10 protein-coding genes and 1 pseudogene are annotated in these 16,083 nt (G+C 70.6%); 8 read left to right on the top strand and 3 right to left on the bottom strand.

Annotation, left to right across the window (positions count from 1 at the left end; genetic code table 11):
• The first annotated feature begins 9 nt into the window (after positions 1-9).
• From nuoL to recQ, 4 genes are all read left to right on the top strand, one after another.
• Positions 10-1,911 carry an NADH-quinone oxidoreductase subunit L gene (nuoL, locus tag AB0J02_RS07870; RefSeq protein WP_363192708.1) on the top strand — a complete coding sequence of 634 codons (1,902 nt, stop codon included), beginning with the start codon at positions 10-12 and terminating at the stop codon, positions 1,909-1,911.
• Positions 1,912-1,916: 5 nt separating this feature from the next.
• Positions 1,917-3,491 carry an NADH-quinone oxidoreductase subunit M gene (locus tag AB0J02_RS07865; protein ID WP_363192707.1) on the top strand — a complete coding sequence of 525 codons (1,575 nt, stop codon included), beginning with the start codon at positions 1,917-1,919 and terminating at the stop codon, positions 3,489-3,491.
• The gene (nuoN, locus tag AB0J02_RS07860) at positions 3,488-5,137 is read left to right on the top strand and encodes an NADH-quinone oxidoreductase subunit NuoN (protein ID WP_363192706.1); all 1,650 of its coding nucleotides are present in this window, start codon (positions 3,488-3,490) and stop codon (positions 5,135-5,137) included. Before AB0J02_RS07865 ends, nuoN begins: the two co-directional genes overlap by 4 nt.
• A gap of 188 nt (positions 5,138-5,325) precedes the next feature.
• Positions 5,326-7,353: a DNA helicase RecQ gene (gene recQ, locus AB0J02_RS07855; RefSeq protein WP_363192705.1), complete on the top strand. Its 2,028-nt coding sequence runs from the start codon at positions 5,326-5,328 to the stop codon at positions 7,351-7,353.
• Between the two features lie 123 nt (positions 7,354-7,476).
• Here recQ and AB0J02_RS07850 read toward each other — a convergent pair.
• A pseudogene (locus tag AB0J02_RS07850) lies at positions 7,477-8,321 on the bottom strand (HEAT repeat domain-containing protein); the annotation flags it as partial.
• Between the two features lie 199 nt (positions 8,322-8,520).
• Positions 8,521-9,819, bottom strand: a complete 1,299-nt coding sequence (gene fahA, locus AB0J02_RS07845) for a fumarylacetoacetase (protein WP_363192704.1) — start codon at positions 9,817-9,819, stop codon at positions 8,521-8,523.
• 240 nt (positions 9,820-10,059) lie between these two features.
• Between fahA and AB0J02_RS07840 the strand changes: the two genes are divergently transcribed.
• The 4 genes from AB0J02_RS07840 to AB0J02_RS07825 all read left to right on the top strand — a co-directional run bounded on the left by AB0J02_RS07840 (position 10,060) and on the right by AB0J02_RS07825 (position 14,047).
• Positions 10,060-11,310, top strand: coding sequence for an ATP-grasp domain-containing protein (locus tag AB0J02_RS07840; RefSeq protein ID WP_363192703.1), 1,251 nt, complete (start codon positions 10,060-10,062; stop codon positions 11,308-11,310).
• Between the two features lie 58 nt (positions 11,311-11,368).
• Positions 11,369-12,571, top strand: coding sequence for an FAD-dependent oxidoreductase (locus AB0J02_RS07835; RefSeq protein WP_363192702.1), 1,203 nt, complete (start codon positions 11,369-11,371; stop codon positions 12,569-12,571).
• A gap of 286 nt (positions 12,572-12,857) precedes the next feature.
• Complete coding sequence (locus tag AB0J02_RS07830; RefSeq protein ID WP_363192701.1) at positions 12,858-13,151, top strand: hypothetical protein; 294 nt, start codon at positions 12,858-12,860, stop codon at positions 13,149-13,151.
• A gap of 74 nt (positions 13,152-13,225) precedes the next feature.
• The gene (locus AB0J02_RS07825) at positions 13,226-14,047 is read left to right on the top strand and encodes an HAD family hydrolase (protein WP_363192700.1); all 822 of its coding nucleotides are present in this window, start codon (positions 13,226-13,228) and stop codon (positions 14,045-14,047) included.
• Positions 14,048-14,064: 17 nt separating this feature from the next.
• Here the strand turns inward: AB0J02_RS07825 and AB0J02_RS07820 are convergent, their stop codons facing one another.
• Positions 14,065-16,071, bottom strand: a complete 2,007-nt coding sequence (locus AB0J02_RS07820) for a CocE/NonD family hydrolase (protein WP_363192699.1) — start codon at positions 16,069-16,071, stop codon at positions 14,065-14,067.
• Between the last annotated feature and the right edge of the window lie 12 nt (positions 16,072-16,083).

Here is a 16,083-nt window from a genome sequence, read left to right as displayed (position 1 = left end):
GCGAACCACATGAATGCAGAGAACTTGATTGCGCTGCTGGTAGCGGCGCCCCTGCTCGGAGCGGCCGTACTGCTGTGCGGTGGGCGGGCGTTGGACCGGGTGGGTCATCTGCTCGGCACGCTGCTCGCGGCCGCCTCCTTCGTGATCGCCGTCGTGCTCTTCTCCGACATGCTCGGCAAGAGCCCGGACGACCGCACGTTCAGCCAGCACCTGTTCAGCTGGATTCCCGTCGAGGGTTTCCAGGCGGACGTCGCCTTCCAGCTGGACCAGCTGTCGATGACGTTCGTGCTGCTGATCTCCGGCGTGGGCACCCTGATCCACATCTACTCGATCGGGTACATGGAGCACGACGAGCGGCGCCGCCGCTTCTTCGGCTACCTGAACCTGTTCGTCGCGGCGATGCTCCTGCTGGTCATCGCCGACAACTACCTGCTGCTGTACGTCGGCTGGGAGGGCGTGGGCCTCGCCTCGTACCTCCTCATCGGCTTCTGGCAGCACAAGCCGAGCGCGGCCACCGCCGCGAAGAAGGCGTTCCTGGTCAACCGCGTCGGCGACATGGGTCTGTCGATCGCCATCATGCTGATGTTCACGACCTTCGGGACGTTCGCCTTCACGCCGGTGCTCGACAGCGTCGGTGACGCGTCCGAGGGCAAGCTCACCGCGATCGGCCTGATGCTGCTGCTCGCCGCGTGCGGCAAGTCGGCGCAGGTCCCGCTGCAGTCCTGGCTCGGGGACGCGATGGAGGGCCCGACACCGGTCTCGGCCCTCATCCACGCCGCGACCATGGTCACCGCAGGTGTGTACCTGATCGTGCGGTCCGGGGCGATCTTCAACGCCGCCCCCGACGCGCAGCTGGTCGTCACGATCGTCGGCGCGGTGACGCTGCTGTTCGGTGCGATCGTCGGTTGCGCGAAGGACGACATCAAGAAGGCCCTCGCGGGCTCGACGATGTCGCAGATCGGCTACATGATCCTCGCCGCCGGCCTCGGCCCGATCGGCTACGTCTTCGCGATCATGCACCTGGTGACGCACGGCTTCTTCAAGGCCGGGCTCTTCCTCGGCGCCGGTTCGGTCATGCACGGCATGAACGACGAGGTCGACATGCGCAGGTACGGCGGCCTCAGGAAGTACATGCCGGTCACCTTTGTGACGTTCGGCCTCGGGTATCTCGCCATCATCGGCTTCCCGGGTCTGTCCGGCTTCTTCTCCAAGGACAAGATCATCGAGGCGGCCTTCGCCAAGGGCGGGACGGAAGGCTGGATCCTCGGCTCCGTCGCTCTCCTCGGCGCGGCCATCACCGCGTTCTACATGACCCGCGTGATGATCATGACGTTCTTCGGCGAGAAGCGCTGGCAGCCGGATGCCGACGGCCACGATCCGCACCCGCACGAGTCGCCGTCCTCCATGACGGTCCCGATGATCGTGCTCGCCATCGGTTCGGTGTTCGCGGGTGGCTTCTTCTCCATCGGCGACCGCTTCCTGAACTGGCTGGAGCCCGTCACCGGCCACGAGCACGGCCACCCTCCGATCAGCGCGGGCGTCGTCACCGGCGCCACCATGGTGTGCCTGGTGATCGGTGTGGGCTTCGCCTGGCTCCAGTACGGGCGCCGCACGGTCCCGGCCGTCGCCCCACGCGGTTCGCTGCTCACCCGGGCCGCCCGCCGCGACCTGCTCCAGGACGACTTCAACCACGTCGTCCTCGTACGCGGCGGCGAGCACCTGACGCGCTCGCTGGTCTACGTCGACCACACCCTGGTCGACGGAGTGGTCAACGGGACGGCGGCTTCCGTGGGCGGCCTCTCCGGCCGGCTGCGCAAGCTCCAGAACGGCTACGTGCGCTCGTACGCCGTCTCGATGTTCGGCGGTGCGGCGCTCATCACCGCCGTGACCCTGCTGATGAGGGCGGTCTGATACCGATGTCCTTTCCTCTGCTGACAGCGACAGCGGTGCTCCCCGCCGTGGGCGCGATCGCCACGGCCGCCGTGCCGGCGAAACAGCGCACCGCGGCCAAGTGGCTCGCGCTCCTCGTCTCGGTCGGGACACTCGTCCTCGCGGCGGTGGTCGCGATCCGTTTCGACCCGGGCGGCGGCCGGTACCAACTCACCGAATCCCACGCGTGGATCGCGGACTTCGGGGTCCGTTACGAACTGGGAGTCGACGGCATCGGCGTCGCGCTCGTCGCGCTGACCGCACTGCTCATCCCGTTCGTGATCCTCGCCGGGTGGCACGACGCGGACCCGCAGGAGACGGGAAGCACCCGGTGGCGGCCGACGCAGGGCTTCTTCGCCCTGATCCTGCTGGTCGAGGCGATGGTGATCATCTCCTTCGAGGCCACCGACGTCTTCCTCTTCTACATCTTCTTCGAAGCCATGCTCATCCCGATGTACTTCCTCATCGGCGGCTTCGGTGACCGCGCGGGCCCGCACGGCGAGAAGGAGGCGGCCACGCAACGCTCGTACGCGGCCGTCAAGTTCCTCCTCTACAACCTCGTCGGCGGCCTCATCATGCTGGCGGCCGTCATCGGCCTCTACGTGGTGGCGGGGAACTTCTCGCTCCAGGAGATCGCGGCGGCCCGGGCCAACGGCTCGCTCGACATGGCGACCAACACCGAGCGGTGGCTCTTCCTCGGCTTCTTCTTCGCCTTCGCGGTGAAGGCCCCGCTGTGGCCGCTGCACACCTGGCTGCCGAACGCGATGGGCGAGGCCACGACCCCGGTCGCCGTACTGATCACGGCAGTTGTCGACAAGGTCGGCACGTTCGCGATGCTCCGCTTCTGCCTCCAGCTGTTCCCGGAGGCGAGCAAGTGGGCGACACCGGTCATCCTGGTGCTCGCCCTGATCAGCATCATCTACGGAGCGCTGCTCGCGGTCGGCCAGCGCGACATCAAGCGCCTGGTGGCGTACGCGTCGATCTCGCACTTCGGCTTCATCATCATGGGCATCTTCGCGATGACCAGCCAGGGCCAGTCCGGCGCGACGCTCTACATGGTCAACCACGGTATTTCCACTGCCGCGTTGATGCTCGTCGCGGGGTTCCTGATCTCGCGTCGCGGCTCGCGTCTCATCGCGGACTACGGGGGTGTGCAGAAGGTCGCCCCGGTGCTCGCCGGCACGTTCCTGATCGGCGGACTCGCGACGCTCTCGCTGCCGGGGCTCGCCCCGTTCGTGAGTGAATTCCTGGTCCTGGTCGGCACGTTCACGCGCTACCCGGTGATCGGCATCATCGCCACCTTCGGCATCGTCCTCGCCGCGCTCTACACGCTGGTCCTCTACCAGCGCACCATGACCGGCCCGGTGAAGCCGTCGACCGAGGGCATCACCGACCTGCGGGTGCGTGAGCTCGCCGTCGTGGTCCCGCTGATCGCCGTACTGATCTTCCTGGGTGTGTATCCGAAGCCGCTCACCGAGCTGGTGAACCCGGCGGTCAAGCACACCATGTCCGACGTCCAGAAGAAGGACCCGAAGCCGGAAGTGGAGGCGGCCCACAAGTGAGCGCTTCAGCCGTCCACAGCCTGTGGACAACTGCCGCCGATCCGATCTCCAAGATCGACGCACCGAAGATCGAATACGGGCAATTGTCCCCGACCTTGATCGTCATCGGTGCCGCCGTCCTGGGGGTCCTGGTCGAGGCCTTCGTGCCCCGCAAGTCCCGTTACTACGTACAGGTGTTCCTGTCGGTCGTCGCGCTCGCCGCCGCCTTCGCGGCGGTCGTGGGCCTCGCGGCCGGCGGATACGGCACGACGAAGGCGCACATCGCGGCCATGGGCGCGATCGCCGTCGACGGTCCGGCGCTCTTCCTCCAGGGGACGATCCTGCTGGCCGGTATCGTCGCGGTCTTCACGTTCGCGGAGCGGCGGCTCGACCCGGAGGCGCACGGCAACCGCGTCGACTCCTTCGCCGCGCAGGCCGCCTCCGTACCCGGCAGCGACAGCGAAAAGGCCGCCGTGAAGGCCGGGTTCACCACCACCGAGGTGTTCCCGCTCGTCCTCTTCGCGATCGGCGGGATGCTGGTCTTCCCCGCGGCGAACGACCTGCTGACGCTCTTCGTCGCCCTGGAGGTCTTCTCCCTCCCGCTCTACCTGCTGTGCGCCGTGGCCCGCCGCAAGCGGCTCATGTCGCAGGAGGCCGCGGTCAAGTACTTCCTGCTCGGCGCGTTCGCCTCGGCCTTCACCCTGTTCGGCATCGCGCTGCTGTACGGCTACGCGGGCTCGGTCTCGTACGCCACCATCGCGAGCGTCGCCGACGGCTCCGTGCAGAACATCGACCCGGCCCTCGCCGACACCATGGGCAACGACGCGCTGCTGCTCATCGGCATGGCGCTCGTCGTCATGGGCCTGCTGTTCAAGGTCGGCGCCGTCCCCTTCCACATGTGGACCCCGGACGTCTACCAGGGCGCCCCGACGCCGGTCACCGGCTTCATGGCGGCCGCCACGAAGGTCGCCGCGTTCGGTGCGCTGCTGCGCCTGCTCTACGTCGTCCTGCCGGGGCTCCGCTGGGACTGGCGGCCGGTCATGTGGGCCGTCGCCATCGTCACGATGCTCGCGGGCGCGATCGTCGCGATCACCCAGACCGACATCAAGCGGCTCCTCGCCTACTCGTCCATCGCGCACGCCGGCTTCATCCTGGCCGGTGTCATCGCCACGAGCCCCGACGGCGTCTCGTCGGTCCTCTTCTACCTGGGCGCGTACTCCTTCGTCACGATCGGCGCCTTCGCCGTGGTGACGCTGGTGCGCGACGCGGGCGGCGAGGCGACGCACCTGTCGAAGTGGGCGGGGCTCGGACGGCGCTCGCCGCTGGTGGCGGCGGTCTTCGCGGTCTTCCTCCTCGCCTTCGCCGGTATCCCGCTGACCTCCGGGTTCGCTGGGAAGTTCGCGGTGTTCAAGGCCGCGGCCGAGGGCGGCGCGGGCGCGCTCGTCGTGGTCGGTGTGGTGTCGTCGGCGATCGCCGCGTTCTTCTACATCCGGGTGATCGTCGTCATGTTCTTCAGCGAGCCGAAGGCGGACGGGCCGACCGTCGCCGTGCCCTCACCGCTGACGATGACGACGATCGCGGTGGGCGTCGCGGTCACGGTCGTGCTCGGCCTCGCGCCGCAGTACTTCCTGGACCTGGCGAGTCAGGCGAGCGTCTTCGTCCGATAGCAGTAGCGGTAGCCGCTGCCGCGGTCGTACGAATGTTCCGGTGCCCGGTGCCCCTCGGAAGGGGTGCCGGGCACTTTGACGTCCGGGCCTGTGGATAACTTCGAGGGTTGTCGGCGCGGACCCCTATCGTGGCGGGAGACGTCGAGCCACGGCGCGCGGGGAAACAGGCGATGAATGGGACTGAGGGTATGAGCGAGGTGACGGAGCGCGAGGACGTCGAGCGTGCCGGAAGCATCAGCGGCGAGAGCTTCGACGGTGAGAGCTTTGGCGGTGAGGGCGTCGGCAGCGAGGCGCTGGGCACGCTCCACCGCGTCTTCGGGTACGACGCCTTCCGCGGCGAGCAGGAAGCGGTCATCGACCACGTGGTGGCCGGCGGGGACGCCGTCGTCCTCATGCCGACCGGCGGCGGCAAGTCGCTCTGCTACCAGATCCCGGCGCTCGTCAGGCCCGGCACCGGGGTCGTCGTGTCCCCGCTGATCGCGCTGATGCAGGACCAGGTGGACGCGCTGCGGGCGGCCGGAGTGCGCGCCGGGTTCATGAACTCGACGCAGGACTTCGACGAGCGGCGCACCGTCGAGGCCGAGTTCCTCGCGGGCGAGCTTGACCTGCTCTACCTGGCACCGGAGCGGCTGCGGCTCGACTCCTCGCTCGACCTGCTCTCCCGCGGCAAGATCTCCGTCTTCGCCATCGACGAGGCGCACTGTGTCGCGCAGTGGGGCCACGACTTCCGCCCGGACTATCTGACGCTGTCGGTGCTCGGGCAGCGCTGGCCGGACGTCCCGCGCATCGCCCTGACGGCGACGGCGACGCACGCCACGCACCAGGAGATCACCCAGCGCCTGGGCATGCCGGACGCCAAGCACTTCGTGGCGAGCTTCGACCGGCCGAACATCCAGTACCGCATCGTCGGCAAGGCCGACCCGAAGAAGCAGCTGCTCACCTTCCTCAAGCAGGAGCACGAGGGCGACGCGGGCATCGTGTACTGCCTGTCGCGCAAGTCGGTGGAGGCCACGGCCGAGTTCCTCTGCCGGAACGGGATCGAGGCGGTGCCGTACCACGCCGGCCTCGACGCGGGCACGCGCGCCAGGCACCAGTCCCGGTTCCTTCGCGAGGAGGGACTGGTCGTCTGCGCGACCATCGCGTTCGGCATGGGCATCGACAAGCCCGACGTCCGGTTCGTCGCCCACCTGGACCTGCCGAAGTCCGTCGAGGGGTACTACCAGGAGACCGGCCGCGCCGGGCGGGACGGGCTGCCGTCCACGGCCTGGATGGCCTACGGACTGCAGGACGTCGTCCAGCAGCGGAAGCTGATCAACATGGGGGAGGGGGACGAGGCGTTCCGCCGCCGTGCCTCCGCCCACCTCGACTCGATGCTGGCGCTGTGCGAGACCGCCCAGTGCCGCCGCACCCAGCTCCTGACCTACTTCGGCCAGGACGCGACCGAGGCCTGCGGCAACTGCGACACGTGTCTGACGCCGCCCGAGACCATGGACGGCACCGTCGCCGCGCAGAAGATCCTCTCCACTGTGGTGCGGCTGCAGCGCGAGCGCGGACAGAAGTTCGGCGCGGGCCAGATCATCGACATCCTGCTGGGACGGCGCACTGCCAAGATCATCCAGTTCGACCACGACCAGCTCTCCGTGTTCGGTATCGGCGAGGAGCTGAGCGAGACCGAATGGCGGGGTGTGGTGCGGCAGTTGCTGGCTCAGTCGCTCATCGCGGTCGAGGGCGAGTACGGGACGCTGGTGCTCACCGAGGAGAGCGCGAGCGTGCTCGGGCGGCAGCGCGAGGTGCGGCTGCGCAAGGAGGCCCCGAAGGCGGCGACGCGGGCCACCGCGCGCGACCGCAAGGCCAAGTCGCCCGCCGCCGATCTGCCCGAGGAGCTGCTGCCCGTCTTCGAGGCGCTGCGGTCCTGGCGCGGGGCGCAGGCCAAGGAGAACGGGGTCCCGGCGTACGTCATCTTCCACGACGCGACGCTCAAGGAGATCGCCGTTCAACGGCCCACGTCGCTCGCTCAGTTGGGCACGATCGGCGGGGTCGGCGAGAAGAAGCTGGCGACGTGGGGCGAAGGAGTGCTCGGGGCCCTGGGCGCCGCGCTCGACGGCGGCGGCCAGGGTGCGGAGCGGACGGAGCCGGAGCGGAGCGAGCCGCAGCGGGAGTCGTACTTCGGGTCGGAGCCCGAGCCGGAGCCCGAGTTCGATGAGATCGACTGGTGACGGGGGAGGCTGTGGTGGCGAGGGCCGGTTCCTTGCGCCGTGCGCGTGCAGGGCGCACGGCCCGCCGCACCGGCACCGCACATCACGTACGTCTCAGACCGCGCGGATTCACACGGTGCGGGTTCACACGGGGCGGGCCGCGTACGCCCTGACATCCGCGTCCGAGTCCTCGGCGGCCGTCGCCAGGGCCGCGCGGGCGAGGGGCGCGGCGGGGGCGTGACGGCGTAGCGCGAGGACGGCGGCCTTGCGGACGTCCGCGTTCCCGTCGTCCAGTGCCCCGGTGAGCGCCTCGATCGCGGGGCCGGTACGCGCGGCGGCGCCGAGAGCCGTGGCCGCGCCCGCGCGCACCTGCCAGGCCGGATCGCCGAGGGCCGCGATGGCCGACGCCTCGTACGGAGGCGGACAGCCCGCGCCGCTCAAGGTGGTCACCGCGCGGACCAGGGCGTCCGGGTCGGCCAGGAGCGGCGCCAGGGCCTCGGGGGCGGCCAGTCCCCGGGCCACGGCGACGTGTACCTCGTGGGCCGGATCGCCGGTGGCCGAGGCCAGTACGTCCAGGGCGTCGACGGACACCAGGGCCCGTACCGCGGCGACGCGTACCTCGATGTCCGGGTCGCCGCCGTGAACTCCATGGCGCCGACGGGGGACTTGTGGAGGTCGAGGTGGTGGAACCACTGGGCGTCGTCGCGCGCCGGATGGTCGGTGCGCTCGTGGTAGAGGCCCCGGCGCGATTCGGTGCGGGCCAGCGAGGAGCGGGCGGCCATCTCGGCGCAGTCGCGGATGAACGACACCTCGGCGCACCGCATCAGTTGGTGCGGGGTGCGGGCGCCCATGGCGGCGATGTCGGCCCGCATGCGTTCGACGTGCTCGACGGCGGGGGAGAGCCGCGCGCCGGACTTGGGCGGCGCCACGTAGTCGTTCACGAAGCGGCGCAACTTGTACTCGACCTGGGGCTGCGGCGGGCCGTCCGGGCGGCGGCGGTGGTCGCCCCGGCTCCCGTGGGGTCTCGTACGCGGTCTGCGGCGGGCATGCGACGGACGGCAGCCGGGGGCGGGCGAAGGTGGTGCCGCTGTTGTGTCGCGCCACCGGGGGCCTGTGGCGGTCAGGTTGTGACCTGCGGCGATGGGGCGCGGGTGGGGTAGATCTGCCACCCGCGCCGGGGCCGCGCTCTCAACGGGGCGCGATGATCCTGCCGGTCACGTCGCCGAGGCCCACCCGGGTGCCGTGCGGGCCGGGTGCCCACGCCGTCAGGGTCACCACGTCGCCGTCCTCCAGGAAGCCCCGCTTGCCGTCGGGGAGTTCGAGGGGGTGCTGCCCGTTCCAGGTCATCTCGATGAGCGAGCCGCGCTCATGCTCCTCGGTGCCGCTGATGGTGCCGGAGCCATAGAGGTCGCCGGTGCGCAGGGAGGCGCCGTTGACCGTCATGTGGGCCAGCATCTGGGCGCCCGTCCAGTACATGCCGGAGAAGGGGGGCTCGGAGATGACGTGGCCGTTCAGGGAGACCGTGATGCGCAGGTCGTAGCCGGCGGGGTCCAGGGACGGCTCGGCGTCGTCCAGGTAGGGGAGCAGCGGCACCGTGCGCGCCGGTGCGGGCACGCGCGCCGCGTCCAGCGCGTCGAGCGGCGTGATCCACGCGGAGATCGACGTGGCGAACGACTTGCCGAGGTGCGGGCCGAGCGGCACCGTCTCCCAGGACTGGATGTCGCGCGCCGACCAGTCGTTGAGGAGGCACAGGCCGAAGACGTGGTCGCGGTAGGAGGACAGCGGCACCGTGGTGCCCTGCGCGGAGGGGGCTCCGACCACGTACCCGACCTCCGTCTCGATGTCGAGGCGGACCGAGGGGCCGAAGACCGGGGCGGGGTCGGCCGGGCTCTTGCGCTGGCCCGAGGGACGTACCACGTCGGTTCCGGAGACGACAACGGTGCCGGCCCGGCCGTGATAACCCACCGGCAGGTGCTTCCAGTTGGGCTTCAGCGGCTCCTCGTCGGGGCGGAAGAGCCGGCCGAGGTTCGAGGCGTGGTTCTCGGAGGCGTAGAAGTCGACGTAGTCCGCGACGTCGAAGGGGAGGTGCAGCGTGACCGAGGAGAGCGGGTGCAGGAAGGGCAGGACGGTCTCGCGGTGGGCGGGCACCGTCACCCAGGCGGTCAGCGCACGCCGTACGTCGGACCACGCCGTACGGCCCGCCGCCATCAGGGAGTTGAGGCTCGGCCGGGCCAGGAGCGAGACGTAGGGGGAGCCGAGGGCCGCGGCCGCCGCGCCCGCGTCCAGGACGTGGTCGCCGAGGCGCACGCCGACCCGGCGCACGCCGTCGGGACCGCCGGAGCCGCCGGTGCCAACGGAGTTGGCGGAGCCCTCGGTGCCGCGGGTGCCGTCGGTGCCGAGGGAGAAGATCCCGTAGGGAAGGTTGTGCGGGCCGAAGGGATCGCCTTCGGGGAGGTCGAGCGGGGTGTGCTCGGGCGTGACAGCCATACCGACCTGCCTCACTTTCCATCGATTGCGGGTCACGTTACGTGGGAGACACGGGTTCGGGCAGTGCCTAAAGAGTTCGCAATGTCCGAATGACCCGTTGATGGAGTGGTCGGTTCCGGCTTAGCGTCTATGTCCGGTGGACGCGGACGGGGTGGGTCCGGGTTCTTATGGGGGGGAACAGGACACGTGGGGGGACCCGTGGCCAGGAGTGCCGGCAGTGCTCGGAGCGGCGCCGGAAATATGCCGTTCGCCGTGGACCGGGACGTGCCGGGGCTCATCGTCAAATTCGGCGACTACCCGCTGCACCACGGAGGCGTGGGGGCGATCCGCAGTCTGGGGCGGCTCGGTGTGCCCATGTACGCGATCACCGAGGACCGGTACACGCCCGCGGCGGCCTCGCGCTATCTGCACCGGGCCTTTCCCTGGCGGACCACCGGGGCGGAGGAGCCAGGACGCCTGGTCGAAGGGCTGCTGCGCATCGCGCGCCGCATCGGGCGGCCCACGGTGCTGATCCCGACCGACGAGGAAGCGGCGGTCCTCATCGCCGAGCACCAGGACCTGCTGGCCGGGGCGGGGTTTCTCTTCCCGCGCGTGGAGCGGGAGCTGCCGCGCCGCCTGGCCAGCAAGCAAGGGCTGCACGAGCTGTGCGTGGAGCACGGGATCCCGTCGCCGGCCGCCGAGTTCCCGGCGAGCCGCGCGGAGATCGAGGAGTTCGCCCGGAGAGCGAGGTTCCCGGTCGTCGCGAAGAACCGGGAGGCGTTCACGCGCCGCAGCAGCCCGGCGGTGAACGGGACGACGAGGATCGCGTCCCCCGACGGCCTGCGGGCGCTCGCCCGTGACTGGGGCGAGCGGCCCGGCGTGATCCTCCAGGAGTATCTGCCGCGCGAGGACGCCGAGGACTGGATCGTGCACGCCTACTTCGACCAGGACTCCACGCCCCGCGCCCTGTTCACCGGTGTGAAGGTCCGCTCGTGGCCGCCGCACGCGGGCATGACCGCGCACGCGTACGTCGTCGACAATCCGGAACTCGCGGACATCGCCGCGCGTTTCATCAAGCAGATCGGCTTCACCGGCATCATCGACCTCGACCTGCGCTTCGACCGGCGCGACGGACAGTACAAGCTGCTCGACTTCAATCCGCGGATGGGCGCCCAGTTCCGCCTGTTCGAGAGCGAGGCCGGCGTGGACGTCGTCCGCGCCATGCACCTGTCGCTGACCGGCCGCGACGTCCCGGAGGGGGAACAGCGGGCCGGGTATCGGTACGTGGTCGAGAACATCGACCTGCCGGCCCTGCTCGCCTACCGGCGCAGTGGCTATACGACCCCGCACGCCCCGGCCCGCGCGAGCGGCACGGAGCTGGCGTGGTGGGCGGCCGACGATCCGCGGCCGTTCTTCACGATGCTCGCCCGCTTCGTACGGCCAGGGGCGCGGCATCTCTACCAACTGTGGCGGACCAACCGCCGCGGCAGCGCATCCGGTTCACCCGCCTGAACCGCGGGGGCCGGACACACGAAGAATGTGACGCTGCTCCGTCCTGGGGAGGGACTTCGTGATCCATCCGGTTGCTGTCATCGGGGCGGGCCCCTACGGCCTGTCCACCGCCGCTCATCTGAGGGCGCGTGGCATCCCCGTCAGAGTCTTCGGCGAACCCATGGTGAGCTGGCGCTCGCACATGCCCGAAGGCATGATCCTGAAGTCCGTCCCGTCCGCGTCGAACATCGACGCTCCGCAGCGCGGTCACGACCTGGTCGACTACTGCGACGCGGCCGGCATCAAGCGTCTCGTCACCGACGAGGACCTGATCTCCGCCGAGGTGTTCGTCGCCTACGGGGACTGGTTCCAGCAGCAGTTGGTGCCCGACCTGGAGCGCGTCCGTGTCGTCTCCGTGGACCGGCACGGCCGGGCCGGGTTCGAGGTGAAGCTCGACTCGGGCGAGCAGTTCACGGCGCGGGCCGTGGTCGTCGCCACGGGCCTGTCCGGCCTGGAGCATCTGCCGCGCGAGCTCGCCGCGGCCGTGCCCGACGGACCCAGCCCCACGGGCCCGCTCTCGCACAGCGCCCAGCACCACGACCTGTCCCGGTTCGCGGGCAAGGAGCTGACCGTGGTCGGGGCGGGCCAGTCCGCCCTGGAGACGGCCGCGCTCGCGGCGGAGACCGGAGCGACCGTGAAGGTGGTGGCCCGCGGCCAGGGCCGGGTGCGGTTCGGCGCGCCGCCGTGGGACCAGCCGAAGTTCCGCCCGGAGACGCCGTTCGGCCGGGCCTGGTCGTTGTACGCGCTCTCGTACTACCCGCACCAGTACCGTCAACTGCCGCCACAGGCGCGGCACTTCCTCGTCAAGCGGGTGCTCGGACCGATGGGTGCGTGGTGGCTGCGCGAGCGGTTCGAGGGGAAGGTGACGGTGCGGAACGTCGCCGCCGTCGAGCGTGCCTCGGTCTCGGACGGGGCGCCCGTCCTGACCGTCCGCACACACGGCGGCCGCCGCCAGGAGCTGGCCTCGGACCATGTGATCGCGGCGACGGGATACCGCGTGGACCTGGCGGCGATGCCGTTCCTGGGGGACGGGCTGCGTACGCGGACAGCCGTCAGCCGGGGGACACCGCGGCTCGGCGCCGGCTACGTCTCGTCCGTCCCCGGGCTGTACTTCACGGGCATGCTCGGCGGGTCCTCGTACGGCCCGGTGATGCGTTTCGTGTGCGGCACGGTGTTCGCGTCACCGCGGCTGGCCCGGCACCTGGCGGGAGCACACGGCTGAGCCCGCCGCTCTCGCGGCCGCGCACGGGTGGGTTCTCCCGGTTCTCCATCCGTGCGCGGCCGCGAGGGCCGTATCCCCTGAACCTCTGTGGCCCCCTCTGCCCATGCGTCGCCTTCCGCAACTGTCGTTCGGCCGGATGCGTCACTGCCCATGCTGCGCCAGCGCATCACTGCCGCGACGGACGTCGAAATGGTGTTGTGGCAACGGGGGTTACTGGGATGGGCCATACGATTCCGGGCTGGCCGGACGACGTTCTGGATTTCATCGGGACCTTCCTCAAGGTCATGTGGGAGGTGCGTGGCTCAGCCGCCACGAGCGCGGGCAGTCCGGCACCGTCGTCGAGGCCGAGGAGGAGTGGTCCGAGACGGCACGGCACCTGCTGCTCGACGGCCGTACGCTGCGGCCGACCGCCGGGAGCCACTGCCCCGGTACGGACTTCCCCGACCCGATCGCGCTCGGCGACGGCACGTGGCTCACTGTCCAAGGGACGTGGTGCGACGGTGGCAGGTCACCGGCTCCTGACCTGAAAAGAGCACCGGTACGAGCGGGGCCCGGGGCGCCCCGGCGCCGCCTCCCGTGACGCAATACCACACCCGCACCACACGGCCGGTACTCGACGGCCCGCCCGGGCGGGCGGTCCGTATTCTTCGGATCATGGCCGCACCCGCATATGCCCTCATCGCCACGGACTTGGACGGAACGCTGCTCCGCGGCGACGACACGGTCTCCGACCGCACACGGGCCGCCCTCGCGAGAGCCGCCGCGGCCGGTGCCCGGCACATCGTGGTGACGGGCCGTCCCGCGCCGCGCGTCAAGGCGCTCCTCGACGGCCTGGGCGGCTCCGACGGACTCGCCGTGTGCGCGCAGGGGGCGCAGTTGTACGACGCCGTGAACGACCGGCTGGTGTGGTCGCTGACGCTGGAGCGGGAGCTGGCCGAGCAGGCGCTCGGGAAGATCGAGGCGGAGATCGGGCAGGTGTACGCGGCCGTCGACCAGGACGGCGTCCACGGCCGCACGCTCATCGAGCCGCAGTACCTGATGCCGCACCCCACGCTTCCGGCCGTCCGGGTCGACCGCCGCGCCGACCTGTGGGCGGAGCCCATCAGCAAGGTGTTGCTGCGTCACCCGGAGCTGAGCGACGACGAGTTGGCGGCCGTGGCCCGTGCCGCGGTCGGCCCGCTGGCGTCCGTCACCATGTCGGGCCCCGGCACGGTCGAACTCCAGCCGTTCGGCGTGACGAAGGCGACGGGCCTGAGCCTGGCGGCCGAGCGGATCGGCGTCGGGGCCGCCGACACCGTCGCCTTCGGTGACATGCCGAACGATGTGCCGATGTTCGGTTGGGCGGCCCACGGGGTGGCCATGGCGAACGCGCATCCCGAACTCAAGGCCGTGGCCGCGGAGGTGACGTCGTCGAACGAGGACGACGGGGTGGCCGCGGTGCTGGAGCGGCTGTACGGGCGGGAGCCCGTGTCATAGCCGCGGCCGGGCGAGGCTCAACCCGCCGTCCGCGGAATCCGTTCCTCCCACGTCCGGTGGAACACCACCTCGCCCCTGTCCCGGCACACCACCTCACTCGACGTGACGAACTCCATTTCCGTGCAAGCGATTTCGGACCGGGTCTGCACCGTCGCGTCCCACCCGATCTCCGGCCGGTGCAGCCGGATCGACCAGTCCGAGCGGGTGCGGGCCGACAGCGGGTCGTCCTCCTCGATGACGTACGTCTCCACGGCGTCCTCGGTGAATTCGAGGCCGTCGGGGTACACCCGCGTACCGCCGTACCGCGGGTCGACCTCCAGGCGCCATTCGCCCTTGGCGACATCGCGTACGACCAGCCGCTCGGGCCGCTGCTCGTCGAGCGAGGCCGGGTAGACGACCCCGAGCGGCTCCGACTGCTCGGGGTCGCCGAAGGAGATCGTCCCGCCCGATGCGGCGGAGCGCACCGGCAGTTCGAGCGAGCTGCCTACCGGGTCGAGGGTGAAACCGGACGCCGAGCCCGGCTGGGGCCAGATCCAGGGCCAGTACGTCGAGGAGACCGCGAGGCGGATGCGGTGCCCGGCGGGGAAGACGTGGCCGATGCCGTTCAGGTCGAACGTGACGTCCTCGGTCGTGCCCGGCACCCAGGGCAGCGACGCCGCCCGGCCGTGCCGCGACGACAGGTTGAGCACGCCGCGGGTGACCAGCGTGGAGGAGCCGTCCGGCGCGACATCGCAGAGGCGGGCCACGACCTGGCCGCGCGGCACCCCGAGGGTGATCCGCGCCGTCACGCGCGGCCGTCCCAACACCCGGGTGTCCGAGGGCACTTCGAACTCGAAGCAGGACGACTTCGCGTCCTCGTCCCGCTGGTCGGGCGGCAGGTCCGCGTCGTTGCCGAACGGGAAGAAGCGGCCCGCGTCGAGGCCCGTCTGCTGCGGGGAGCGGACCAGGACGGGGCTGCCCTGGAGCGCGTAGGAGACGGGGGAGACGTTCGGCGAGGGCCAGGAGGGGTCGCCGACCCAGCGTCCTGGCAGCTCCGCGTAGACCGTCGCCGGCGGGTGCGAGTCGCTGATCCAGGAGCGGAGCTTGGGCTCGGACATCACCCCCGTGGTGTCGTCGCCCTTGAGCCAGTGGTCCCACCAGCGCAGCGTCTCCTGGAGGAAGCCGATGGCCGGGCCCGGCGGCAGGCCGCGGTCCGGGTACTGGTGCGACCACGGCCCGATGAGGCCGCGCACCTGCTCGTCGGGGAGGGCCTCCACGAGGCGGAGCACGGTGTCGCGGTACGGGTCGTGCCAGCCGCCGACCGCGAGGACGCCGGCCTTGATCGCCGAGTAGTCCTCGCAGACGCTGCCGTGGCGCCAGTACTCGTCGCGCGTCTGGTGTTTCAGCCAGGTGTGGATGAACGGGTCGACGGCCTCCAGGCGGTCGACCCACATGTCGCGCCAGCCCTCGCCGACGTAGGCCGGGTCCGGCGGGCGCGACACGAAGGCGAGCATCGTCGCCGCCCACGCGTGCATGTCCACGGCGAGGACGGAACCACCCATGTAGTGCACGTCGTTGTCATAGCGGTCGTCCGTGGAGCAGACGGTGACGATCGCCTTGAGCGGCTCGGGCGCGAGGGCCGCGATCTGCAGGGAGTTGAAGCCGCCCCAGGAGATGCCGAACATGCCGACCTTGCCGCTCGACCAGGGCTGCGCGGCGAGCCAGTTGACGACCTCGACGCCGTCGGCGAGTTCCTGCGCGTCGTACTCGTCGCCGGGCATGCCCTCGGAGTTGCCGTGTCCGCGCACGTCGACACGGACGGAGGCGTAGCCGTGCCCGGCGTACCAGGGGTGGCGCTGCCAGTCGCGCGGCGCCGTCCAGTCGGAGAGGCGGTACGGAAGGTATTCGAGGAGGACGGGCACCGGCTCGTCGGTCACCGGGCGCCAGACGCGCGCGAAGAGCGTCGTCCCGTCCGAGAGGGGTACGCGGATGTCCTCGCGGGTCGTCCCGTAGGGGAATGTCGTCTGGATCTTCGGAGTGCTCATGGGAAAACCTCG

The sequence above is a fragment of the Streptomyces sp. NPDC050264 genome (assembly GCF_040655895.1).
In the GTDB taxonomy this organism is placed as follows: Bacteria; Actinomycetota; Actinomycetes; order Streptomycetales; family Streptomycetaceae; genus Streptomyces.
This window is presented reverse-complemented; position numbering and strand designations above follow the sequence as displayed.